The organism is Nostoc mirabile CHAB5784, assembly GCF_020829645.1.
Classification (GTDB): domain Bacteria; phylum Cyanobacteriota; class Cyanobacteriia; order Cyanobacteriales; family Nostocaceae; genus Nostoc; species Nostoc mirabile.
The window spans coordinates 70,321-94,198 of record NZ_JAIVFS010000029.1 but is presented as its reverse complement, the minus strand read 5'-3'; the positions used below and the strand labels follow the sequence as shown (position 1 = coordinate 94,198).

The 23,878-nt window shown below is 41.6% G+C and carries 20 protein-coding genes; 9 read left to right on the top strand and 11 right to left on the bottom strand.

All coding sequences use genetic code 11. The features are described 5' to 3' along the window. Nucleotides 1-456 precede the first annotated feature (456 nt). On the top strand, nucleotides 457-3,396 hold the full coding sequence (polA, locus tag LC653_RS19845) for a DNA polymerase I (protein ID WP_229496398.1): 2,940 nt from the start codon (nucleotides 457-459) through the stop codon (nucleotides 3,394-3,396). 246 nt (nucleotides 3,397-3,642) lie between these two features. On the opposite strand, the gene psb27 is transcribed toward polA, so the two are convergent. The 7 genes from psb27 to LC653_RS19815 form a co-directional block, all read right to left on the bottom strand. Beyond that, on the bottom strand, nucleotides 3,643-4,047 hold the full coding sequence (psb27, locus tag LC653_RS19840) for a photosystem II protein Psb27 (protein ID WP_229496396.1): 405 nt from the start codon (nucleotides 4,045-4,047) through the stop codon (nucleotides 3,643-3,645). Nucleotides 4,048-4,225: 178 nt separating this feature from the next. Next, nucleotides 4,226-5,371: a 7,8-didemethyl-8-hydroxy-5-deazariboflavin synthase subunit CofH gene (gene cofH, locus LC653_RS19835; RefSeq protein WP_229496394.1), complete on the bottom strand. Its 1,146-nt coding sequence runs from the start codon at nucleotides 5,369-5,371 to the stop codon at nucleotides 4,226-4,228. Nucleotides 5,372-5,638: 267 nt separating this feature from the next. Next, nucleotides 5,639-5,767, bottom strand: coding sequence for a hypothetical protein (locus tag LC653_RS46295; protein WP_267923121.1), 129 nt, complete (start codon nucleotides 5,765-5,767; stop codon nucleotides 5,639-5,641). Nucleotides 5,768-5,826: 59 nt separating this feature from the next. Continuing rightward, on the bottom strand, nucleotides 5,827-6,657 hold the full coding sequence (locus LC653_RS19830) for an energy-coupling factor ABC transporter ATP-binding protein (protein ID WP_229496392.1): 831 nt from the start codon (nucleotides 6,655-6,657) through the stop codon (nucleotides 5,827-5,829). Next, nucleotides 6,632-7,444, bottom strand: coding sequence for a cobalt ECF transporter T component CbiQ (gene cbiQ, locus LC653_RS19825; protein WP_229496391.1), 813 nt, complete (start codon nucleotides 7,442-7,444; stop codon nucleotides 6,632-6,634). Before cbiQ ends, LC653_RS19830 begins: the two co-directional genes overlap by 26 nt. Then, nucleotides 7,441-7,743 (bottom strand): energy-coupling factor ABC transporter substrate-binding protein, encoded by a 303-nt coding sequence (locus LC653_RS19820; RefSeq protein ID WP_229496390.1) that lies wholly within the window; start codon nucleotides 7,741-7,743, stop codon nucleotides 7,441-7,443. The genes cbiQ and LC653_RS19820 overlap by 4 nt, the downstream gene beginning before the upstream one ends. Beyond that, nucleotides 7,730-8,416, bottom strand: coding sequence for an energy-coupling factor ABC transporter permease (locus tag LC653_RS19815; protein WP_229496407.1), 687 nt, complete (start codon nucleotides 8,414-8,416; stop codon nucleotides 7,730-7,732). Before LC653_RS19815 ends, LC653_RS19820 begins: the two co-directional genes overlap by 14 nt. A gap of 472 nt (nucleotides 8,417-8,888) precedes the next feature. Between LC653_RS19815 and LC653_RS19810 the strand changes: the two genes are divergently transcribed. The 6 genes from LC653_RS19810 to LC653_RS19785 all read left to right on the top strand — a co-directional run bounded on the left by LC653_RS19810 (nucleotide 8,889) and on the right by LC653_RS19785 (nucleotide 14,317). Then, nucleotides 8,889-9,914 (top strand): multicopper oxidase domain-containing protein, encoded by a 1,026-nt coding sequence (locus LC653_RS19810; RefSeq protein WP_229496389.1) that lies wholly within the window; start codon nucleotides 8,889-8,891, stop codon nucleotides 9,912-9,914. A 171-nt stretch (nucleotides 9,915-10,085) separates the two neighbouring features. Continuing rightward, on the top strand, nucleotides 10,086-11,123 hold the full coding sequence (locus tag LC653_RS19805; protein ID WP_229496388.1) for a 4-helix bundle domain-containing protein: 1,038 nt from the start codon (nucleotides 10,086-10,088) through the stop codon (nucleotides 11,121-11,123). 217 nt (nucleotides 11,124-11,340) lie between these two features. Next, entirely contained in the window at nucleotides 11,341-11,775 is a 435-nt protein-coding gene (locus LC653_RS19800) for a ferritin-like domain-containing protein (RefSeq protein ID WP_229496387.1), read from the top strand. A 256-nt stretch (nucleotides 11,776-12,031) separates the two neighbouring features. After that, complete coding sequence (locus LC653_RS19795; protein ID WP_229496386.1) at nucleotides 12,032-13,000, top strand: FTR1 family iron permease; 969 nt, start codon at nucleotides 12,032-12,034, stop codon at nucleotides 12,998-13,000. Nucleotides 13,001-13,058: 58 nt separating this feature from the next. Beyond that, entirely contained in the window at nucleotides 13,059-13,883 is an 825-nt protein-coding gene (locus LC653_RS19790) for a hypothetical protein (protein WP_229496384.1), read from the top strand. After that, entirely contained in the window at nucleotides 13,880-14,317 is a 438-nt protein-coding gene (locus LC653_RS19785; protein WP_229451827.1) for a hypothetical protein, read from the top strand. Before LC653_RS19790 ends, LC653_RS19785 begins: the two co-directional genes overlap by 4 nt. Nucleotides 14,318-14,590: 273 nt before the next feature. On the opposite strand, the gene LC653_RS19780 is transcribed toward LC653_RS19785, so the two are convergent. Then, entirely contained in the window at nucleotides 14,591-15,526 is a 936-nt protein-coding gene (locus LC653_RS19780; protein WP_229496382.1) for an ABC transporter substrate-binding protein, read from the bottom strand. Nucleotides 15,527-16,011: 485 nt separating this feature from the next. Here LC653_RS19780 and LC653_RS19775 point away from each other — a divergent pair, with 485 nt between their 5' ends. Continuing rightward, nucleotides 16,012-17,511, top strand: a complete 1,500-nt coding sequence (locus LC653_RS19775) for a family 10 glycosylhydrolase (RefSeq protein WP_229496374.1) — start codon at nucleotides 16,012-16,014, stop codon at nucleotides 17,509-17,511. Nucleotides 17,512-17,635: 124 nt separating this feature from the next. After that, on the top strand, nucleotides 17,636-20,059 hold the full coding sequence (locus LC653_RS19770) for an nSTAND1 domain-containing NTPase (RefSeq protein WP_372478195.1): 2,424 nt from the start codon (nucleotides 17,636-17,638) through the stop codon (nucleotides 20,057-20,059). A 122-nt stretch (nucleotides 20,060-20,181) separates the two neighbouring features. Here the strand turns inward: LC653_RS19770 and LC653_RS19765 are convergent, their stop codons facing one another. From LC653_RS19765 to LC653_RS19755, 3 genes are all read right to left on the bottom strand, one after another. Further along, nucleotides 20,182-20,784 (bottom strand): molybdenum cofactor guanylyltransferase, encoded by a 603-nt coding sequence (locus LC653_RS19765; protein ID WP_229496370.1) that lies wholly within the window; start codon nucleotides 20,782-20,784, stop codon nucleotides 20,182-20,184. Between the two features lie 524 nt (nucleotides 20,785-21,308). Beyond that, nucleotides 21,309-23,366 carry a thioredoxin domain-containing protein gene (locus LC653_RS19760; protein WP_229496368.1) on the bottom strand — a complete coding sequence of 686 codons (2,058 nt, stop codon included), beginning with the start codon at nucleotides 23,364-23,366 and terminating at the stop codon, nucleotides 21,309-21,311. Nucleotides 23,367-23,506: 140 nt separating this feature from the next. Beyond that, complete coding sequence (locus LC653_RS19755) at nucleotides 23,507-23,662, bottom strand: QAALIT motif small membrane protein (protein ID WP_229472093.1); 156 nt, start codon at nucleotides 23,660-23,662, stop codon at nucleotides 23,507-23,509. Nucleotides 23,663-23,878: the final 216 nt, after the last annotated feature.

The window sequence follows — 23,878 nt, the reverse complement described above, 5'->3', positions numbered from 1 at the left end:
TTCTCCCACCAGTCCAGCATTGCTTGTTACCTTTAGCACCCGATTTCAATTACTCTACCGTATATGCTGTGCTGTTTGTTAAATCCTTTATCAGTAAGCCTTTCAAGACTTAACGGGAAAAGTCAGAACTCAGAACTTGCACCAGTCCCCACGACCGCCTCAGAATGAATTCTGAGGCTTATAGTTAAAGTCTATCTATTGAAGACTAAGTAAGGGTTTTAGTCCACTTGAGTGGACTTGTGCTATTAGCCTGGGAATTTATTCTCAGGCGGGATAGGCAGGTGCAAGATATAACTTAACAGGCTCTAGAGCCTGTGGTGAGTAGTAGAAAAAATTGGATGTTTTTAATTTGGAAGTCCCTTTGTACGCAAAACTACGCTATTGTTGCCAAAGCAAAGCTGAACTAGCATCTGAAATTGCTAACTATGTGACAAAGCTTCTGGCTAAAATAGGGCTATGTCTGAAATCACTTCTGCAACCGCAACACGCCCCACGTTCATCCTCGTAGATGGACACTCCCTGGCGTATCGTTCATACTTTGCTTTCGCTAAAGGGCGAGATGGTGGACTGCGTACTAAAACGGGGATTCCTACCAGTATATGTTTTGGTTTTGTGAAGTGCCTGCTGGAGGTAATGGCAACACAACAGCCCCAAGCAATGGCGATCGCTTTTGATTTGGGTGAAGCCACTTTTCGCCACGAAGCTGACGATACTTATAAAGCCGATCGCAAAGAAACGCCAGAAGACTTCATTCCCGACTTAGCAAACTTGCATGAATTGCTGAATGGCTTCAATCTACCAATTTTCACTGCACCTGGTTACGAGGCAGATGATGTTTTGGGAACCTTAGCACAGCGAGTAACTGCTGCTGGGTATAGGGTGAAGATTCTCACTGGCGATCGCGATTTATTTCAATTGATCGATTCTGACAAAGAAATCACTGTTCTGAATTTTAGTCCAGATGCCCTAAAACGCTCTACAAATAGCATCACGGAATTTGAAGCAGAACAAGTCAAAGAGAAGATGGGCATTTTACCTTCACAAATTGTCGATTTTAAAGCTCTTTGTGGTGATAAATCAGATAATATTCCTGGTGTCAAGGGAATTGGCGAAAAGACAGCAGTGCAGCTGTTAAATACTTATGGTTCACTTGATAATATTTATGCTGCCTTAGATGAAATTAAAGGCGCAACTCACAAAAAACTGGCAACGGGTAAAGAAGATGCAAAGAAGTCTCGCTATTTGGCAACTATAGTTTTAGATGTTCCTATAGAATTTGATTTAGAAGATTGCAAATTAAAAGGTTTTGATACAAACGTCCTAACACCAATTTTAGAAAAATTAGAATTCAAGTCTTTTTTAGGTAAAATCAACGAGTTACAGCAACGTTTTGGTGGCCAAGTCGAAGACAAACAAGAAGCCAAAACAGAGGCAATTAATCCCAATACTAACTCAGAATTTAGCGCTGATGAAGATAATGATTTGTGGTTTTTCAGTGCTAGTGATACAGCCGCAGTTACACAACAATCTACTTCCCCAATTACACCACGCATCATCAACAGTGAAGCAAAATTAACTGAGTTAGTGAAACTTTTGCAAAAATTCACTAACCCAGAAACTCCCGTTGCTTGGGACACTGAAACCACTGATTTAGAACCGAGAGATGCTGAGTTAGTAGGAATTGGTTGCTGTTGGGGAATGCAACCAGATGAGGTAGCTTATATTCCTGTGGGGCACAAAACTGGGGAAAATTTGCATCAAGATTTGGTGCTAGAAACATTACGCCCAATTCTCGAAAGTGCTGATTATCCCAAAGCTCTGCAAAATGCCAAATTTGACCGCTTAGTTCTAAAGTGTCAAGGAATTAATTTGGCGGGAGTAGTGTTTGATCCCATGCTGGCAAGTTACATTCTAAATCCCGATTCAAGTCATAATTTGATGGATTTATCGCAGCGATATTTGGGATTGATAGCAAAAAGTTATTTGGATTTAGTTCCTAAAGGCAAAACCATCGCTGATATAGATATTCCTGCCGTAGCAGATTACTGCGGTATGGATGCTTATTCTACCTTTGGCTTAGTGCCGAAATTGCGTGAAGAACTGGATAAAATTCCAACTTTGTCTAAGCTATTAGTGGAAGTGGAACAGCCACTAGAAGCGGTTTTAGCCCAAATGGAATATACGGGTGTTCGCATTAATTCAGCTTATTTACAAGAACTTTCACAACATTTAGAAACTGAGTTAGCCAGGTTGAAAGAGGAAGCAACTGAAATAGCTGGGGAAAATTTTAACTTGGGTTCTCCGAAGCAATTGAGCCAAATTTTGTTTGAAAAGTTGGGGTTAAGCACTAGACATTCTCGTAAAATTCAAACGGGCTTCTCTACAGATGCAGCAACGCTGGAAAGACTTCAAGAAGATGATAACACTGGATTTGTTGAGGCGATAATTGAGTATCGGACTCTATCTAAATTAAAGTCTACTTATGTTGATGCATTACCTGCATTGGTGCGTCCAGAGACACAGCGAGTGCATACTGATTTTAATCAAGCAGCAACATCAACTGGTAGGTTATCTTCTTCTAATCCGAATTTGCAAAATATCCCCATTCGTACAGCTTTTAGTCGCCAAATTCGGAAGGCGTTTTTGCCAGAACCTGGTTGGTTAATGGTAGCTGCTGATTACTCACAAATTGAATTGCGGATTTTGGCTCATTTGAGTCAAGAGCCGATATTAGTGCAAGCATATCAGCAAAATGAAGATGTTCACACTGTTACGGCGCGGTTAGTGTTTGAAAAAGAAAATATAACCTCAGAAGAACGAGGGATGGCAAAAACTATCAATTTTGGCGTGATTTATGGAATGGGTTCTCTAAGGTTTTCGCGCTCAACTGGGATAGATAAAACCATTGCCAACGAGTTCATTAAGCGGTTTAATGAACGATATCCGAAAGTATTTGCATATTTGGAGCGAGTCAAAAAAGAAGCGATCGCTCTTGGTTATGTAGAAACTATTTTCGGTCGCCGTCGTTATTTTGACTTTACTAATAACAGTTTACGCAAATTAAAAGGCAGTAACCCAAAAGATATTGATCTGAGTAAATTGAAAAATTTGGGTGCTTATGATGCAGGTTTACTACGCTCTGCCGCTAATGCACCAATTCAAGGTTCCAATGCTGATATTATCAAAATTGCAATGGTGAGATTGCATGAGGTTTTGAAGAACTATCAGGCGCGTTTGTTGTTGCAAGTTCACGATGAATTAGTGTTTGAAATTCCTGCTGATGAGTGGGAAGAATTACAACCACAAATTAAGTCGGTGATGGAAAACGCAGTCCAGTTGAGTGTGCCGTTGCTGGTAGATGCGCGTGTGGGTGAAAATTGGATGGAGACGAAGTAAGGGATTTCTAAAAAATAAATTATCTAATGAAAATGAACCACAGAGGCGCAGAGAGCGCAAAGAAAGGAAGATGAGAGAGGATTGTTGTATGAGATTTTTGGATGTTTTTTAATTTGGAAGTCCCTAAGTTGAACTTTGAGCAGGCTTTTAGTTGAAAATTTAAAACTCTGATTTATATCAAGTTGATAAAATAATCAAGAGTCAAAAGTATCGACTCTTGATGATGGAGTAGGCAATAGTTAAGAATTAACCGCCACGCTTCAGTGCTACTTCTACCTGCTGTAACTCCTTCTCTAAACGATTTTTGAGTTTTTGGGGTACGGCACGATTTGGGTAAGAACTGTAGTGTCCAGCCAGGGAGTTGAGGGCTGTTCGCATGGTTGTAAAGGAGCCAAGACCAGAAACAGAGTTAACTCGCTGATAGCGAGCTGAAAAGTCATTAATTTTTTGACGTGCTTCTGCTTGAACTGCTGCTTTTTCTGGTGAATCTTGTGATATATCCAGAGCTTGTCTCATAACATTGACCACAGCTAAGGTGTCTTGGCGATAATCCCCAGTCAAACTATCTGGACTGCCAGAACAGCCCATTAAGCCGATAGATACAACCAAAACCAGCGCAAGCAAACGCGACCAATAGCGCTTCATATGCATTAAGTAAAAGAATACGTAAATCAACGTCCATCGTATCTTGGATTGGTAACTTGGGGAATGGGGAGTGGGGAGTGGGGGAGCAGGGGAGGATGAGGGAGATGAGGGAGATGAGGGAGACAAGGCGAATAATCAATGCCCAATGCCCAATGCCCAATGCCCAATGACTAATGACTAATGACTAATGACTAATGACTTTTTGATAAAGAGTATTGCGTTGTTGGTAAGGTCTTCCTAAAGAAGCGATCGCATTTTCCAAGGTTTCCACTTCCATGCACGTACCACCCAAAGCACCTGCCATTGTGGTAATATGTTCCTCCATCAATGTGCCGCCGATATCATTACAACCCCAAACTAAGGCGGATGTTGCACCTGCAAGCCCTAGTTTTACCCAACTCTGCTGATGGTTAGGAATCCAATTACCTAAGTAAATTCGCGCCACAGCGCCTAGCAGCAGTGCATCACTCAAAACTGGTTGATCGCGTCCGACACGGCGACGTAAGGGTTTGGGCGCTTCTTGCCCAACGAAGGGTAATAAAATAAACTCTGTGATCCTTGCTGGATATCCCTGATTAATGGCGGTTTTTTGGAGCGATCGCAATTTTTCTAAATGCCCGATTTGCTGTTCGTGGGTTTCAATATGCCCAGATAACATGGTGCTGGTAGTATGCAAGCCTAATTTGTGAGCGGTGCTGACAATTTCTAGCCAAGTGGCTGTGTTAATCTTCTCTGGACACAATATCCGCCTTACTTCATCGTCTAACACTTCAGCTGCTGTTCCCGGCATTGAGCCAACACCAGCATCGCGCAAAGCAGCAATGACATCAGCATACCCAAGTCCGTCAAGTCTGGCGATAAATTCCACTTCTTGGGGAGAGAAAGCATGTAAATGTATCTGGGGAAATTCTTGTTTGATGGTTTCTACAACCTTGAGATAATAGGGCAAAGATTTACCATTTATCTGCGCTTGTGGATTTAATCCGCCCTGCATACAGATTTCCGTCGCACCCCGTTGCACCGCATCTGTTGCTTTTTCCAAAATTTGCGCCGAATCTAACCAGTATGCACCAACATCACCATCATCTCGACGGAAAGCACAAAAACTACAGTGCTGCTCACAAATATTAGTAAAGTTGATATTACGATTAATTACATAAGTAACCGTATCGCCTGCTTGAGTGTGGCGGAGTGTATCGGATGTAGCACGTATAGCTGCGATCGCCTCCGGGTCAGTTTGTTGTAACAACACCACTCCCTCTTCGAGAGATAAGTCGTATCCCATCAAGGCACGCTCAATAATTTTTTCAACAGCAATTTTTGTCAGCATTATTTTCTTAATTTCTGAGTAAATCTTAATTTTATGCTCTTGTAAATAATAAAATTCTACTTAATAAATACACCAAGCTCTGGAGAATCCCAAGATCGGACATAAGTTTGACCTTTCAAATTAATCTCAATAGATTTATTTAGTTTACTTTTTTTAGTTTCCATTGAAATAATCCCACAAGGCTCAAAATCCTGATAGGAAGCCTCTTTTTCTAAACTCGCCGAAATATTAGTTACATTAATATGTTGAATTTTAACTACTTTTTGATTATTTTGCTGCCAAAGTACCCAGATATACTAAATTCCCAAGTTCTTCTTGTCCACCAATAACCCAACCACCCAACAATCCAAGTGATAGTAAAATAGCTGCGATCGCAATATTTTCAGGTAGGGGCAATTCATGAATTGCCCCTACTTGATGTGGCTTTTGATTCTCATATTCAATAAATTTACTCGCTACAAGTAACGGAATAAGTGAAATATCCTTTGCCGCAAACGTTCTAAAACTGGTTCTTCTTCGGGTAATCCCTCAGCAAATAGCATCTCATATATCAATGGCACTCCTAGCTGTAAATCTTCGAGAACTTCACGCTGGGTAAACACATCTTGCGGTTTTCCCTCCATCACAAGTTGTCCCCGATCCATTACAAATATCCAGTCTGCCCAACGATAAACTAAATCAAGGTCATGGGTTGCCATGAGTATAGTTGTTCCATCTGCATGAATCTTTTTTAGAGTTGTCATTAAGTTACGAGTATGCAACTTATCTAAATAGGCTGTTGGTTCATCTAGCAATAAAAGTTCTGGTTTTAGCACCATAACATCAGCTATGGAAACTCGCTTTTTTTGTCCTAAGCTAAGATGATGGACTGGTCTTTGAGCTAATTCGGTAAGTCCAAATTCTATTAAGGCTTGCTCAACTCGCTGTTTAATTTCTTCTGTTGGCAATCCTAAATTACACAAGCCGTAAGAAATATCTTCTTCAACAGTAGAAGCTACCAGTTGTTGCTCTGGATCTTGAAAAACTAGCCCTACTTGTTGGCGTAATTTCATCAGGGATTTACGGTCATATTGCAGAGGTTTTCCTTGCCAATATACGTTACCTTTATGAGGTTTATATAGACCGTTAGCTAATAAAAATAATGTTGTTTTACCACAACCATTTTGCCCGATTAACGCACATCTTTTGTTAAAAGGAATCCTCAGATTTAAACCATTTAAAGCTAATTGTTGTGGGCCTGGATAAGTGTAATGTAATTGCTCAAATTCGAGTAAAAATTGTTGCATGCTCGTACCAATCCAAGGCGATTAATGACGCACATCCTAGAATTGCTTCGATGGCATATCGCTTGGATAGATGGTAGCGATGAGGATGCCAAACTTGAAATTCTCCATTGAAGCCCCGTGATGCCAAAGTCAAGGATACTTGACGATAGTTTTCTAGGGTTCGTTTGAGTAATTGTCCAATTAACAAAGCTAAACTTTTCATCCCAATGCTAAAAGTGCAGTAGCCACCACGAGATTGTTGAGCAGTCCATAATTCAGAGGCTGTGTTTAATAGAACGAAAATAAAACGGTACATTAGTAATAATAGGTCAGTTAGCAACACAGGAAAACCCACGCGACGCAGGACTTGTAAAAGCTCAGTAAAGGGAATAGTTAACATAATGAAATATAAGCAGGAAAGAGAGGCGATCGCTCGGGTTAAAATTGTCAATCCCTGCTGAAGACCGTGAACACTGATATACACATAATAGGAGCCAATATCCAATCCTATTACTGAGTCATTTTGCACTAAATGTAATTGAGAAATATCTACGCCATTGATGATTAAAGCTGGTAAACTTGTCAACCCAAAAAAACTAGCAACATATACTAGTTTGAAATAAATTTTGCTGGGAATCCTTGCATAGATAATTGTCCAAGTACTCATCCAAACTGCAATCAAAATTTGAACTAAGGGATGAGTAAAAGCAGCGATGATTAGCAGAGCGATCGCAAACAGCAATTTCTGCTCCGGTGCTAACCACCGCAATCGATTCGTATAAGCAAGGGTATCTATTTGCAGACTCATTCCTTATTCCTTTGCTGCTGGGAACGCCCCTTATATAAACCAATGACATAACCAATAACTCCAGCACCCAAAGCCGCTTGTGAAGAAAATAATAAACTTTCTATTTCACCACTAGGGGGTTCAAACAGGGGTTTAAACCAGGGTTGATATCCAGGATGTATTTCACTAATTGCCTTTTCAGCTTGATCGTCTGAACCTGTAAATTCCCCACCACGTACAAATATTAAGGGTACAACTGCTAAAGCGATCACCGCTACTATTAAAAGCCAGTTACTCAATCCATTTTTAGACTGTTTCATTGTGTTGAGGTTCCCGTTGGATTAATTTTAAAAATTCCAGTTCTTGAGGTGTATAAGATTGTAGCCAATTCCATACCAGCACTGTCAGCAACCCTTCGCTAATTGCTAGAGGAACTTGAGTAATTGCAAAAATCCCGGCAAATTTGATGAATGAAGCAATAAACCCACCAACTGGGGCGGGAAAAGCCAAGGCAAGTTGGATCGAAGTAATAATGTATGTGAGTAAATCTGCTATGGCTGCGGCTAAAAAGATCGCTATTTTTTGCTTACCAGTTAGCCGCATCGTCAAATGATATATCCAGTAGGCGGCAAATGGGCCTGCGATCGCCATTGAAAAAGCATTTGCCCCCAATGTCGTCAAACCGCCATGAGCTAGTAGCAGCGCTTGAAACAACAGAACTAAACCCCCCAACACCGACATCGCTAACGGCCCAAATAGTACTGCTCCTAACCCAGTGCCTGTAGGATGGGAACAACTACCTGTGACTGAGGGCATTTTTAACGCCGACAACACAAAAGTAAAAGCTCCCGCCAATGCTAAGAGTAATTTTAGTTCCGGGTTGGCTTGGGTGATGCGAGTTAGCGATCGCAATCCTAAAACAAAAAATGGTAACGCTACTACCCACCAAAAAAGTGCCCAATTTCCTGGTAAGTAACCTTCCATAATGTGCATAGCATAAGCTGGTGCAGATGCTCCAACAACTAAATAAAAGCTCAGAATCCCTATGAGGATCAGTGATACGCGTTTTGACTTAAAAGTAATTTTTGACACAATTTATACCTTACAAATACTACACTTTCCTGCATTCAGCATCACAAAAACCTACTTCTAAAATATCCTCTCATCCTGATTGTTTGTCCTTCAGGTATTCCTAAGGCAACAAGCATATCAGGAATAGAGATGAAACAGTTAGTTGCCCTTGAACATTATTTATACAGAACTCCCTGTAGAAATGCTGTAATATTTAAGTAAATTGGGCTAAAGTTTTCCGGAAAAAATTCTTCCTTTGTCTAAATTTAATAACTTTAGTAGCAGTTTGGAAGCACTATAAAATTATTGACAATAATTATTAATTCCTCTAATATTTAAAAGCAATTGAAAATCTTTTGCAATTCTTTTTTGGCGCTAACCGTAACAAAATGTCATGCCAAACAACTTTGCTCTAGGTAACGGAAAACCTTGGAGCCGCCGTCAATTATTGCAGCTGGGACTAGCAGGTGCTGGAGTGACTGGTGCAGCTGGACTTTGGCAGATGCTAAATCTACAAAGTAAGTCAATGGTGAAAGTGCCACCATTCGATAGGTCAGCAGCAGACGACGTTACTAACCCGATGAAGATGTTAAGGGATTTTGACTATGGGACGGTAAAGCAAGAAAATGGGCGGACTATCCGGGAATTTCAGTTAACTGCGGGTACTTCCATAATAAAACTCAATAGTGCTGTTTCTTACAACATCTGGGATTTAAACGGTCGCATACCAGGGCCAACGCTACGGGCAAAACAGGGCGATCGCATCCGGGTACTATTTCTCAACAAGGCGGGACATTCTCACTCTTTGCATTTTCATGGCGTTCATCCGGCGGAAATGGATGGTGTTCGCCCAATCAGCAATGGTAGTGCCACAATTTATGAATTTGATGCTGAACCTTATGGCGTTCACTTATACCATTGCCATATTGAACCAGTCACCCGCCACATCGCTAAGGGACTGTACGGCATGTTCATCATCGATCCACCTACTCCCCGTCCCCCAGCTGATGAAATCGTACTAGTGATGGGTGGGTATGACGTGAATGATGATAGCCATAATGATTATTACGCCTTCAACGGTCTGCCCCACTATTACATGGATAACCCGATTCGCATTTACAAAGATCAGTTGATTCGGCTGTATGTTCTCAACATCATTGAATACGATCCGGCGGTGACGTTTCATCTCCACGCCAACTTCTTTGATGTCTATCGCTATGGCATGAGTATGACTCCTAGCGAGAAAAGTGATGTGATTACAATGGGTGTCGCAGAAAGGCACATCTTAGAATTTGCTTTTCGCTACCCAGGTAAGTATATGTTCCATCCCCATCAGGATGCGATCGCAGAAAACGGTTGCATGGGTCAATTTGAAGTACTTGCCCAGAGTAGCTCTCAAAATTCTGTTAAAAAGTCCTGACAATATTATTAGTAATTCCTAATTAATTTATTAAAGTTTTAGATAAATAGTTGATAAAAAATCTCATTATATGAGACAGTAAAATATATGACAATGTGTCAAACAAACTACTTTTTAGTAATAGTTTGAAATATTTCAATTGATACCTTTTTAGTTGTGCGAGAAGCAAAGATGATAAAACTTCGTTATATCTGTTTAACAGCAGCAGCAGCCTTAATAGTTACCTTGAGTTCCTGTAGTGGTACACCAACCGCAGAAAATCCATCAGCACCAGTTGCTAACCCTCAAGCTACAGAGGCAGTAAGTAATAACAATCATAGTGGCCACGGTGGCAAAGAAAAAATTAACATTAATAGCGCTATATTGTCAGAATTAGATAAGTTTGAAGCCAAACTAGGTGTTCCGGCTTTATCGAACAAAATCCAGGCAAGTCGTCCTTATGGTAGCCCAGAAGATTTAGTTACTAAAAAAGTAATTACTCAAGAACAGTTCGACCAAATTAAAGACCAGGTTAGTGTTCAAGAAGTAGTACTCACGGGTGAGGCAAAAGATGTTGACTATATGTCTAAATTAGGCTTAATGAAAGGACATCTTTTGGTAGCACAAGAACTGCTGAATAAGAATCAGCCGAAACAGGCAGAACCTCATATTGGACATCCAGTTGAAGAGATTTACGTTGATGTAGAAGATCAACTTAATGAGCGCAAAGTCAAAGAATTTAAGACAACATTGGTAGGTTTGCAAGATTTAGTGAAATCTAGTCCGAAGGATAGCAAAGTTAAAACTAATTTTACTTCTTCGGTACAAGCAGTTGATTCCGCGATCGCAGCTTTACCAGCAGATCAACGCTCAAAGCCAGGATTTGTGCTACAGGTAATTAACGAACTACTAGATGCAGCTAACTCAGAATATGGCGCTGCGATCGCAGATGGTAAAATAACCGCCCCAATTGAGTATCAAGACTCCCGTGGTTTTGTGGTTTACGCCAATGATTTATACAAAGGAATTTCTAGTCAAGTAGCTCAAGCAGATCCCGAAGCGCACAAAGCGATCGATACTAGTTTCGCTGAACTGATAAAAGTTTGGCCTTCAGCCATCCCACCAGCAAAAGCAGTCAAAACACCTAATGATGTTACCAAACTAGTAAAAACCATTGAGGAAAACTCTCAAAAAGTGGCTGACAAATCCAATACCCAAGCACAGCGATAACACTTTGTTTTAATGGGAAGTATATGATAAGGAGTTTAAAATAGTTAGGAGTTAAGAGTTAGGAGTTATGAGTTAAGAGTTAGGAGTTATGAATTATAAGTTAAGAGCTAGGAGTTATGAATCCCGATCTACTAACTCCTAACTACCAACTCCTCACTCCTAACTCCTAACTACCAACTCCTAACTCATTAAAATTCGTTACTTGAACTAACAACTGATGCAAGAACTTGACCAGAAAAAGACCATTGACCTGCTGAACGCCATCATGGAATTTGAACTAGCAGGGGTAGTGCGTTATACACATTATTCTTTGATGGTGACTGGCCCTAACCGTATTCCAATCGTGGCTTTTTTCAAAGCACAGGCAACTGAATCTTTACTTCATGCCGAACAAGTGGGAGAAATTCTCACCGGTTTAGATGGGCATCCCTCCCTGAAAATTGCCCCAATGGAAGAAACCTACCAGCATAAAGTCAAGGATATCCTAGAAGAAAGCTTATCCCACGAAAAAAAGGCATTGGAACTGTATAAAAATCTGCTCGATACTGTTACCAATGCCAGCATTTATCTTGAAGAATTCGCTCGCGGTATGATTGGGCAAGAAGAGATGCATAATCTCGAACTGAAAAAGATGCTACGCGATTTTAGTTAATAGTCATTAGTCATTGGTCATTAGTCATTAAACCTCTTGCGAAAATCCTTGATCCGCCAGGGACTCAAGTCCCTCTCTTATAGCAAAAGTCCGTTTAAACGGACTAAAATTATTGTTATTAGTCGGTTTAAACCGACTTGAGCTATTAGCCCGAAAATTTATTTTCGGGCGGATGTTCGACTTTTGCAAGAGGTCTATTAGTCAAATTCAAAGGGCAAATGACTAATGACAAAGGACAAAAAACAAAGGATAAAAGATGGATTTTAGTACTGCTCTACCTACTTTTGTAATAACGCTCCGAGAAGGAGTGGAAGCTGCCCTTGTTGTTGGGATTGTGCTAGCTTTGCTGAAAAAAGCTAAACAATCCCGGCTCAACTCTTGGGTATATGCTGGTGTCGGCGTTGGCATTGTCGTCAGTGCCTTAATAGGCGTGCTATTCAGTTGGGTAATTCAAATACTGGGAGCAGCGAATCCTCAATACACCTCCGTAGTTGAGCCAGCGTTGGAGGGTGTGTTTAGTGTGTTAGCGATCGCAATGCTCAGTTGGATGCTAATCTGGATGACTAAACAAGCCAGATTCATGAAAGCTACAGTTGAAGGAGCAGTTACACAAGCACTGACACAAAACTCAAATGCTGGTTGGGGTGTTTTTACTTTAATTTTAATTGCCGTTGTCCGCGAAGGCTTTGAAACTGTTCTGTTCGTTGCTGCTAATTTCCAACAGGGATTAATGCCAGCATTGGGTGCTATTGGTGGTTTGGTAACAGCATCTGCCATTGGGGTGCTGCTATTTAAATGGGGTGTCAAAATTAACATTCGCCAGTTTTTCCAGGTAATGGGCGTTTTATTAGTGTTAATTGTCGCTGGGTTAGTAGTTTCAGCCTTGAAACATTTTGACGACGCTGTGGCTAACCTTGCCCTTAGCAGTCGCGCCACAGAAAGCCTTTGTTTCTATTACGAACGTTTTACAAAAGTCCACTCCTGTATTTTGGGGCCAATGGTTTCAAATACTTCCACAATCTTGCCTGACGAACAGTTTCCTGGCATTATCCTCAAATCTTTATTTGGTTACAGAGACAATCTCTATCTTGTGCAAGCAGTGGGATATGTGGTATTTTTACTCACCATTGGAGGACTGTATTTCCGCAGCCTTGGGGGTGCTGCTCCTGAAGGTAAAAAGAATATCCCCTTTGGTCAAAAACCAATTAGTTCTACAAAAGATTAAAAGCACAGTCAGTTGCCTTATTCCCAGTCATAGAGAGACTGGGAATCGCTTTAGCGATATGGCAACGGGACGGCATCCTGCTGACATTCCCCAGAAACAACTGAAGTTACAATTCAAGTCCTTAACCAATCTCAGTTCGGAGTTAACACAGTGGTTAGCACGGCTAGTAGAACCAGGGCTGGATGAACGATTTGCATCGGCACAAGCAGCATTGCAAAATTTAGATTACTTATTTAGACATCAACAGATATACATTGAAAGACTTGCGATGGATGCACCTTTTGCCATCAGCCAACCTCGTGGCAGTGCAGTCAAATTGTCAACATTAGCAAATCTGCTAACTATTGAATTCCCTCAGACACAAATCAAACAAACTGATGTACTATCACCATTATTATTTACAGATGTTCGTGTCTGGCTTATTGGAGGTTTAATTTTTGCTTTCAATTCAGTTCTATCAATTTATTTCTTACTTCTATGCTTAATTAGCTCCTATCTCAAGCAAAATATTTTGAATGTTTTCAGACAATCTCTGACTAAATCCAACATTCTCAGAATTGATGAGCATCAGATTACCCTTTGCCTTTACGAAAAAGACAAACTCAAAACGTCAATTTCCAGCCTTCGACAAACAATCACTGGCTTAGAATATAGAAGTGGTAATGAGTGCCATCACGCATTGATTATTTGGGCAGATAAGCAGTATGAGTTAGACAACAAGGATTCGCTCTCTTCCCAGGAGTTGCAGTGGTTAGCTTGTGAACTTGGAAAGTGGTTAGATATACCAGTTAAACAGAGTATACAGCATTTATCATTACCCACAACTCTATTTCGGTCACCAACAGAAGTAACCGAAGCTACCCTAGAACGGATTAGGCAATGAGCAAAATTTTTATATTAAATTCCTTACTGTTGCTTTCTCAAATACCCAATCCAGAAGCAAAATTTTTAGATTTAAAAAATAAATTAGAAAAAAAAGGGTTTCAGGTAATTATTGCACTACCACCAAAGCGAGGAGCTTATGGGTTACTAAGAGAAGCTGACAAAAAAATTTGGATTAATCCCGTAGTATTTGAGTTACATATTGGGACTCAAACACTAATCCATGAAACTGTTCATGCAGCGCAGGTATGTGCCGGAAAAGGAAAAATCAAAACTTTAGGCTTAGACATTCAACCAAGCAATTATGCTAGACCATTTTTTAGACGCTATACCGATGTCAAACGACAAGATTTAGAAAGAGAAGCCTATGCAGTACAAACTCAACCTAATAGTTTTGAATTAGCTGTATCTCTTCTTCAACAACACTGTAAATAGCTAGTTTTTAGAGTTGTTGGGAAAGCTGAACTGCCCTTATTTAACTGCTTTGTAAGAAAAAGTGTTGAGTGTTTCCGAGTGAGAATCAAAACTGTACTAAGAGGATGTTTTCAAAGTCTAATTTATTACTTACCAAGCGACTGGAAGTCGCGGCTACACGAGACTTTACCCACCTCCGTGGGTTAAAAACCCTTGATTTTGTATTAGTCCACGGAGGTGGACTTCGCTTGTGTAGTAGCGAATTCTATTCGCCCAATACTTTGAAAACATCCTCTAAGTCTCCTGCGCTACAAACAACGCTTGCTTAAGCTGCTGACAAGTTTTTTCAATTGCATCTATACTACCTGGATTTACCAGACCATAATAATCAAACACATAGACTCGGTTATTTTTAGTTGCTTGCAGTTGTTGCCAAAAAGCTTCCTTTTTCAGCGAATCTAAAAGCGCTGCTTCCGAATTCCCTTGTGGGGGATTAACCAAAATTATCACCTCTGGATTTGCTTCTAAAACCTTCTCAGCCGAAAGCGTCACATAGCCACCAATCGGACTTTTACCTTGTAAATCTGCTGCTATATTTTTCGCCTGGAATTTCGCCAGCAAATCCCCTGCCCAACTATTTTTATTCGGTGCTAAAATTGGTTGACGACTAACCAGCGCTAGAGTAGAAAAACCCTGAGTTGGCTTTTCGGGCAAGAAAGTTTTGTAACGATTTAACAAAGGCTGAGGATCAGCGTCAATTGATTTAGCAAGTGTTTTAGTAAGTTCTTCTAGAGATTCCCAGTTATTCACCTTAGTGAGAAAAGTCGGAATTCCTAACTGCTGAAGTTTTTGAATTGGGATGTTAGAAAAACCTTCTGCACCAATAACTAAATCTGGTTTGAGTGCTACCACTTTTTCTAAATTTGGCGGACTTTGCCCTTCACTAACACGGGAAATATCCTTAAATCTTGAGTCATTATTAAATAATTTACTACCAGTGATGCCAACAATTTTTGTTTGATCGAGTCGAGAGATAATGTCAGCAGAAAGAGAAGAAAGAGCAACAACTCTTTTTGCTGCTCCTTTTGGTAATTGCTGAGAATTTGTGTTTGTCGTCTCAGTAGGGTTTGTGATTTTTGTTGGTGGCTGCTGAGTGGTTGCAGTCGTGCAAGCAGCTAAAAATATACTCATCAAAATTGCTAAAGCAGATAAAAGCCAACGACGATGCATATTAAAATTCCTTTTGGGTTAAGAATGGCATAAGCAGATTTTCACTAACTAAGGTGCAGGCAGAATCTACCCAATAACAGACTAAACTTGGTGTGTATTCAGATGTTTTATACTGCCCTATATGTGTTTATGTCTTTATCAAAAAATTCAGCAACACAAACAAGCCTTTGGTAGTCTTAAAAAAATAGGTTTAAAAACCCCCTGTCATTTAAATGTATAATTATATACAAATTGCCCACAATTATCTCAATTGGGGTCGATGATTATCGTAAATCAAAGGGTTCAAGACCCCTACCTCTACAGATAGCATCATTTTCAGTCGGGGTTTAAATCGAACGTAGTTGCCACAACGCTCTTAACCTATCGCTTGGCACTTCTCAACTCTTAGAGACGCTACGCGAACGTCGGAAAATGTCTAAAATGCTTGAATTTTGAATTTTAAATTTTGAATTTTGAATTGTTAATGTGTCCATCTACTGCTAGATATGTCTAACCATCCCTTAAACGTTGCAAAATCAACATTATTTTGGCGGCGTCTATTCGCTATTGTTTTCACTAGTAGTTCGTTGCTCCCCAACTTTGGAAGCGAACCAGCAAGGGCGCAAGTAACCCAGTATTGTCAATTATCATCAACGGCGGCACAAGAAAAAGAAAACTTACGTTTGTCAGCCCTCAAAGGCAAACCAGATGCCCAAACCCGCTATCAAAACATCCTAAAAAAACAGGCACAGGAATTACAGGAGTGCCGCACGCGGACTTGGCCGCAAGTCCAAGCCATTTGGTTGCGCTTGTATCCCTGTGACATTCAGCCAGGAATAATTGATCAGATTATGGATCGGATTGTCAACCGTGGCTATAACCAAGTTTATTTAGAAGTATTTTACGACGGACAGGCATTATTGCCAGCAAAAGCTAACCCGACGGTTTGGCCTTCTGTAATTCGCACCCCAGGAGCAGAAAACACCGATTTACTCGCCACAGCAATTAAAAAAGGTCGGCAACGCGGTTTAAAGGTTTACGCTTGGATGTTTACGACCAATTTCGGCTATACTTACGCCCAGCGCCGAGATAGAGAAGGTGCGATAGCTCGTAATGGCAAAGGTCAAACGAGCCTATATGTGGTAGATAACGGCTCTCAACTATTTATCGACCCCTACAACTTGCAAGCAAAACGCGACTACTACCAATTAGTAAAAGAAGTTTTGCGTCGTCGCCCAGATGGCTTACTATTAGACTATGTGCGCTATCCCCGACAAGCAGGAAGTGATTCCATCGCCACCAAAGTTTCAGATTTATGGCTATTTAGTCCTGCAATTCAAGAAGCTTTATTTAAACGGGCACAAAATTACAAAGGGCTGGACTTGATTCGGCGCTTTTTGAGTAAGGGATTCGTCAGCCCTGGAGATATAGCGGAAGTTGATAAACTTTATCCTCAAGAAGGGGAACCCCTCTGGCAAGGACGCATTCCCCCATCAGCGCAAAAGTCAATTCTGTCTGCAAGAGATAGACAGCCACTTTTACAATGGGAATTATGGCAGCTTGCTGTTGCCCACGCCATGCAAGGAATTTTAGATTTTGTCACCATAGCCAGTTATCCAGCAAAGCAGCAAGGTATTACCACGGGAGTCGTGTTTTTCCCGGATGGCAACCAAACTGTAGGACAAGGGTATGATTCCCGTTTGCAACCTTGGGATCGGTTCCCCACTACATTGCAGTGGCATCCTATGGCTTATGGGAATTGCGGTAATGTCAGTTGTATTGTGACACAAGTGCAACGAGTTTTGAGTATGGCAAAACCGGGTACGCAGATAATCCCAGCTTTAGCAGGCAAATGGGGAGAGTCTGTTAGTAATCGTCCATCCCTAGAAGCGCAAATGCAGGCACTTCGCCAATACGCCCCCCAACTGAAGGGAGTTAGCCATTTTGCCTATTCTTGGCAATATCCTGAGAGTGATAACGATCGCAAATTTTGTCGCAGTCGGTAAGTAGCAGATACTAAATATCCACATCGTAAGACTTCTAAAAAACTTTTTAGTTTACTGATTGTCAAATTCATGTTGTCAGTAATAAGTTACACGTCCTGTGATAATCTAAGAGGATAAAGGAAACATTATCTACAACTACTTCTACTCCAGGGAAGAGGTAAAACCTGTTGATTCTGCGATCGCTGTTGATGAATATCTCCCTTGTCCTTACAAGGGTTTGTTTCATTTTGGCCCCAATGATGCTGAGTTTTTCTTTGGGCGGGAAATATTTATAGAACAACTTTATAGTGCAACTAAAACCAATAATTTTATACCCGTGCTGGGTGCGTCGGGAAGCGGTAAATCTTCGGTGGTATTTGCTGGATTAGTCCCTAAGTTAGAAAAAGAGGGTCATTGGCAGTTTACTCACTTTCGTCCTGGTTCTGTACCGTTTTATGCTTTGGCTGAGGCACTAATTCCTCTTTATACACCAGAGTTAGATCATACTGACCAAATTGCCCAAACACGAAAACTAGCTGGCTATTTGTTCAATACCACTGTTTCTCTAGCTGATGTTTTAAGAAAAATTCAACAAAATCACCCTAATCATCGTGTACTACTGATTGCTGACCAATTTGAAGAAATTTACACACTCTGTAACAATCAGGAAATTCGCCGTAAGTTTCTCGATTGCTTATTAGCCAGTTTAGAAACTTCTATTTCTCTGTCTTCATCGGCTACGGTGTTGGTAGCAACGATGCGGGCAGATTTTTTGGGAAATGCTCTCTCCTATCGTCCCTTTGCTGATGTCTTGCAAAATGCTGATGTGAAACTGGGGCCAATGAATCGGGAGGAACTAAAAAAAGTCATTAAAAAACCTGCCCAAAAATTAGGGGTGACATTTGAAACAGGATTGGTAGAACGCATTCTCAATGATGTGGAAGACCAACCTGGAAATTTACCTTTGCTAGAGTTTGCATTAACAGAGTTGTGGAACAAGCGAACGGGTAAACAATTAACTCATAAAATCTATGAAGAAATTGGTCAAGTAGAAGGTGCATTAGCTCGCCATGCTGATGAGAAATATGGCAACTTGACAGATGATGAAAAGGAAAAAGTCCGGCGCATTTTTATTCAATTGGTGCGTCCGGGTGAGGGAGCAGAAGATACCAGACGCATAGCGATGAAAGCGGAATTGGGGGAGCAAAGCTGGTCTTTGGTAAAAAAATTAGCTGATGCTCGGTTGGTGGTGACAAGTCGTAATCTCAGCAGTCAAGAAACAGTCGAAGTAGTCCATGAAGCTTTGATTCGTAATTGGGGAGAACTGCGAGAATGGATGAATACAAACCGCGTTTTTAGAGCTTGGCAAGAGCGACTGCGGTCAGCAAAAGGACAATGGGAAGCAACAAAACAAGATCCAGGGTCATTATTGCGTGGTGCAGCTTTGGCGGAAGCAGAAGAAAAACTGAAGGAACGCCCAGAAGACTTAATTGATGAGAAAGAATTTATTGAGCAGAGTATCCAAGAACGCGATCGCATCAGGAAGAATGGAATCAGAGCTATGTGGGGAATTGTGGCGAGTTCCCTGGTGGCAGTGGTGGTTAGCAGTGGATTGGGTTTAATCGCTTGGCAAAACACAAAACAAGCGAAACTCAATCTTGCAGATTCTCTCGGTTCTTCTTCCTTGTCTCTACTCGATAGAAGAAAAGAATTGGATGCTTTTGTCAAAGCAATTAAAGCGGGAAAAATCCTGCAAAACCAGCACGTATACAACTCAGTGGTAATGAATGCCTTGCAAAAAGCTCTTAATGAGAGCAGCGAACGCAATCGCTTGCAAGGGCATGATAGCGATGTCTGGAGCGTGAGTTTTAGCCCTGACGGCAAGACTTTGGCTTCTAGCAGTAGTGACTACACCATCAAACTGTGGAATCTAGAGACAGGAAAAGAAATCCGCACCCTGACTGGACATGATAACGATGTCAAAAGCGTGAGCTTTAGCCCCGACGGCAAGACTTTGGCTTCTGGCAGTGGTGACAACACCATCAAACTTTGGAATCTAGAGACAGGAAAGGAAATCCGCACTCTGACTGGGCATGATAACTGGGTCTTTAGCGTGAGTTTTAGCCCCGATGGCAAGACTTTGGCTTCTGGCAGTGGTGACGCGACAATCAAACTGTGGAATCTAGAGACAGGGAAGGAAATCCGCACCCTGACTGGGCATGATAACTGGGTCCTTAGCGTGAGTTTTAGCCCCGATGGCAAGACTTTGGCTTCTGGCAGTGAAGACAAGACAATCAAACTCTGGAATCTAGAGACAGGGAAGGAAATCCACACCCTGACTGGGCATGATAACCCTGTCTATAGCGTGAGTTTTAGCCCCGACGGCAAGACTTTGGCTTCTGGCAGTGTTGACAAGACAATCAAACTCTGGAATCTAGATTTCTGGAATCTAGACTTAGACACTTTAATAGGGCGCAGTTGTGATTGGGTACGCGGTTATTTACAGAATAATCCTAATGTTAGCGAGAGCGATAGGCACTTGTGCGACGGTATTGGCACGCAAAAATAAAATAGACAAGTTAGCAAGCCGAAACATGACCAGATCCTAATTGATGGGGCTTATACCCGATCGCGGGTAATGTGCTGCAAGCATAAGCTAATTTTAACCTGCGCCTCCGTTGGAGACTGACGTTAACTTAAAGCCAAGTCCTCTGGTGTATTACAGTTAAACAGCATTTCGGGTTCTGGTAAAGGCAAAACTTCTACAGGATATTGCCGAAGCCACTGCTGAAACGATCGCCCTCCTCCATTGATAAACTCTAAAAGTTGTGGCAAACAGCTACGGCGATAAAAACCACATAGAGGTTCCCAGCCTTTGGGATTATGAGCTAAAGCTGCGATCGCATTATCCCCCACCCTATCAAGTCTAGTTACCCAATTTTGCAACACCTCAACCCGCAACCTCGGCAAATCGCAAGCTAGCAGCAGCACCCAATCTGTTTGCACTTCGGCTAGCCCTTGGGCAAATCCAACTAGAGGCCCGTGGGCTAGAGGTTCTCCAGATAAAGGCACTTCTCGGATAAATTGACAACCAGGCAAAAGCAAATTTTGATAGCGTTCTGGCCAGGGAGTGACTATATAAACAGTATCGGCACAGCTTTGAGCAATGCTACAAACTCGCTGTAACAACGGCACTCCTTGAATGGGAATCAAGGCTTTATCTTGACCCATCCGAGAACTTTTACCGCCTGCTAATACAATGGCGGTTAATTTGCTACATGAGTTAATAGTCATTCGTCAAAAAAATATAGGGTAGAAATATATCTTGCACTTGTGTGCATCACTCGCCAGCGATTCAAATCGCTGGCTAATAGCCAAAGTCCATTGAAACTGACATCTTGCATCAATCCCAACAACCGCCTCAGAATGAATTCTGAGGCTAATAGCGAAAGTCTATCTATTGAAGACTAACAAAGAGTTTCAGTCCACTTGAGTGGACTAGCTTTGCACTTCGAGTCTTGGCGGGCTAAGATGCCAATTGAGAATGATGCAAGATATGAGTTGAAATGGACTGAAATTCTTGTTTAGTCCTCTTTTAGAGGACTTAAGCTATTAGCCAGGGGTTTATAACCCCTGGCGGTTGAGGATCTCAATGAGAATATTAGACCTCTTGCAAAAGTCCCTAATACACCCCACCCCTAACCCCTCCCCGCAAGCGGGGAGGGGAGCGTTTGCGTGAGCAAATGCGGGGTGGGGTTCTTTATTTTTGATTTATGCAAGAGGTCTATTGAGTATTTAATCCCTTCTTGAGAGCGATTTCACGCCCTCACCTGACTTTTCTGGACTTGCTGCAATAAATGCTCTACATTTTCTGCTGGTGCAAGACACTTCAAACCTTGGCAAACTAAACCAACGCTTCCCTCTGGTAAATCAGATGTTACGTTAAACACAGCCACTGGCAAAAATTTGGGGATCAGAGAGTTTATTTGCTCAGTGGTGCTGCGAATCAAGGTAGAATTACGATACCAATCCAACGCTGTAAATAAACTAGGACTTGCTTGGGGAGCGCGATGCATCACACTCCTAAAAGCCTTTAAGCCAAGTTCCGCTAAATCCAAATAATCTAGATTATCAGTGAGTAAGGCGAGACGAACAAGGTTAGCGATCGCAATTCCATTAGCTGATGGTGTAGCATTATCAGCATAACTGCGCTCTCTAACAATTAAATCTTGACTAGAACCACTTGATGTGTTGTAATATCCACCTAATTCTCCACTCCAGAGAAATTTGTTAAATTCATCTTGGATAGCGATCGCTTTTTCTAACCATTGCTTATGCTCAGGGTTGGAAGCTTGTAAATCCAGGAGAGCTTTAATAAAAAAGGCGTAATCTTCAGACTGCGCTAAAACGGTTGGTTCTCCTTGATAGTTAAGTCGGTGGAAACGCCCATCGACAAACTGATTTTCCCAGATAAAATTCGCTGCTCGTGCTGCTAATTCCAGATATAACGGTTCTTGGAAAACCCCAGCAGCCCTAGCTAGTCCAGAAATCATCAAGCTATTCCAAGCCACAATCATCTTCGTATCTGTCACCGAGGGAATGCGACCTGGCCAGTTAGCAGTTTTTGCTTCCTGGTTGTTACGAGCTGGGGGAAAAGTTTCTAAAGACTCAGAACTAACGCCATAGCGAGCGGTAAACAGCTTGCTTAGAGACGTTTCCACCGTTGCACTCAGTTGCCCAGAATAGCGCCTTTGCAAGACATTACGTCCTTCAAAGTTGCCGTTAGGTGTCACCGTAAACTGTTGCTGTAATTCCGTTAGTTCTTCAGGTGTTAACAGTTGTTGTAGTTCGCTGTAACTCCAGACGTAAAAGGCTCCTTCTTCTGGTTCTACTGCCGTGGGTTCAATGAAGCTGTCGGCATCTTGAGCAGCATAGAAGTAACCTTCAGGTGCGGTCATTTCCCGCTTCAGCCATTGTACAGTACCAGCAACTGCTCTCTCAAAGGCTGCTTCTTGTACTCCTGCACTCCATAAAGAAGCTATATACTCCACAATCTGTCCATTGTCGTAGAGCATCTTTTCAAAGTGGGGTACTGTCCAAGTAGCGTCAACAGTATAGCGATGAAAGCCACCGCCTACATGGTCGTAAATGCCTCCCAGTGCTAAGTCTAATCCCCGTTGGGTACAAACTTGCTTGCCATCATAGCGAGATTCAAAATTAAATCGAGTTCCCCGCAGTGCTAATTCTGCATAGGGAATCATCGGAAAGCTATTGCCAGATTGACTAGGAGTGATTACACCTGTGCTGGTTTCCCAACCTTGGAGGAGTAATTCATGGTCTTCAAGCTCATCTGTTGTAGCATCTTGTAACACCGCAGAGGTGAGCAGCGACTCAATAATTAAGGCTTTGCGTTGCTGTAATTCTGCTTTTTCTGTATCGTAATAACGGCGAATTGCTCGTAACACCTGCAAAAATCCAGGACGACCATAACGCGGGTCTACAGGGAAATAAGTACCAGCGTAAAACGGCACTAAATCTTCTGGGGAAAGAAATACGTTTAAAGGCCAACCCCCTTGACCACTCATCATCTGCAAAGCTTGCATGTAGATGCTATCGAGGTCAGGTCTTTCTTCCCTGTCTACTTTGATGGGAAGATAATTAGCATTCATATAGTCAGCGATCGCAATATCAGAAAAAGCCTCGCCTTCCATGACAGTACACCAGTGGCAACTAGAGTAGCCAATGGAGAGAAAAATCGGTTTATTTTGCGCCCTTGCAGTTGCAAGTGCTTCCTCAGACCAAGACCACCAATCAATCGGGTTTTCGGCGTGTTTGCGGAGATAGAGGCTCTTAGCTTCAGCAAGGCGATTAGTCATGATCAAATGCAAATAGTTGCCTTCTTTGCTCAGTCTATCCTCTTCTCAGGAGTCTTAGCCTAGACGCCTATATAGATAAGCAAGAAATCCTACGAGCGAATTATCCCTTGGGTAAGACCTATGCAATTTGTGAAAAATTCTTACTGAAAAGATCGCAATAGCAAGCTAACAATATTTGGTGGCGTTTCTCGCACAGGTGATGCTGTCTTTGACTGAATTAAAGTATTTGGGCTAAGTCCTGCTATCAGGTGGAGCAAGAAGGTGATGATGGCGGCTTGTACAAGTTTTTCCAACATGGCACGTCTCTCTGGATGGATAGCATTTCAAGTATGACCAAATAATTACTAATTCGTAATTCGTAATTCGTAATTAAAGGTACAAAGCAACTAACTAACATTTTATGGAGACAAATAAATTTATTCCTCAATTAGGCCCCCGACTTCAGTCGTGGGGTAATAATTACGAATTACGAATTATAAATTACGAATTATTTTGACTAGTTATTCTAAATA

Excerpts from the sequence above, each read along its gene's own strand:
- polA (WP_229496398.1), top strand. The coding sequence starts at position 457 with ATGTCTGAAATCACTTCTGCAACCGCAACACGCCCCACGTTCATCCTC.
- psb27 (WP_229496396.1), bottom strand. The coding sequence starts at position 4,047 with ATGCATATGAAGCGCTATTGGTCGCGTTTGCTTGCGCTGGTTTTGGTT.
- cofH (WP_229496394.1), bottom strand. The coding sequence starts at position 5,371 with ATGCTGACAAAAATTGCTGTTGAAAAAATTATTGAGCGTGCCTTGATG.
- LC653_RS19830 (WP_229496392.1), bottom strand. The coding sequence starts at position 6,657 with ATGCAACAATTTTTACTCGAATTTGAGCAATTACATTACACTTATCCA.
- cbiQ (WP_229496391.1), bottom strand. The coding sequence starts at position 7,444 with ATGAGTCTGCAAATAGATACCCTTGCTTATACGAATCGATTGCGGTGG.
- LC653_RS19820 (WP_229496390.1), bottom strand. The coding sequence starts at position 7,743 with ATGAAACAGTCTAAAAATGGATTGAGTAACTGGCTTTTAATAGTAGCG.
- LC653_RS19815 (WP_229496407.1), bottom strand. The coding sequence starts at position 8,416 with ATGCACATTATGGAAGGTTACTTACCAGGAAATTGGGCACTTTTTTGG.
- LC653_RS19810 (WP_229496389.1), top strand. The coding sequence starts at position 8,889 with ATGCCAAACAACTTTGCTCTAGGTAACGGAAAACCTTGGAGCCGCCGT.
- LC653_RS19805 (WP_229496388.1), top strand. The coding sequence starts at position 10,086 with ATGATAAAACTTCGTTATATCTGTTTAACAGCAGCAGCAGCCTTAATA.
- LC653_RS19800 (WP_229496387.1), top strand. The coding sequence starts at position 11,341 with ATGCAAGAACTTGACCAGAAAAAGACCATTGACCTGCTGAACGCCATC.
- LC653_RS19795 (WP_229496386.1), top strand. The coding sequence starts at position 12,032 with ATGGATTTTAGTACTGCTCTACCTACTTTTGTAATAACGCTCCGAGAA.
- LC653_RS19790 (WP_229496384.1), top strand. The coding sequence starts at position 13,059 with ATGGCAACGGGACGGCATCCTGCTGACATTCCCCAGAAACAACTGAAG.
- LC653_RS19785 (WP_229451827.1), top strand. The coding sequence starts at position 13,880 with ATGAGCAAAATTTTTATATTAAATTCCTTACTGTTGCTTTCTCAAATA.
- LC653_RS19780 (WP_229496382.1), bottom strand. The coding sequence starts at position 15,526 with ATGCATCGTCGTTGGCTTTTATCTGCTTTAGCAATTTTGATGAGTATA.
- LC653_RS19775 (WP_229496374.1), top strand. The coding sequence starts at position 16,012 with ATGTCTAACCATCCCTTAAACGTTGCAAAATCAACATTATTTTGGCGG.
- LC653_RS19765 (WP_229496370.1), bottom strand. The coding sequence starts at position 20,784 with ATGACTATTAACTCATGTAGCAAATTAACCGCCATTGTATTAGCAGGC.
- LC653_RS19760 (WP_229496368.1), bottom strand. The coding sequence starts at position 23,366 with ATGACTAATCGCCTTGCTGAAGCTAAGAGCCTCTATCTCCGCAAACAC.
- LC653_RS19755 (WP_229472093.1), bottom strand. The coding sequence starts at position 23,662 with ATGTTGGAAAAACTTGTACAAGCCGCCATCATCACCTTCTTGCTCCAC.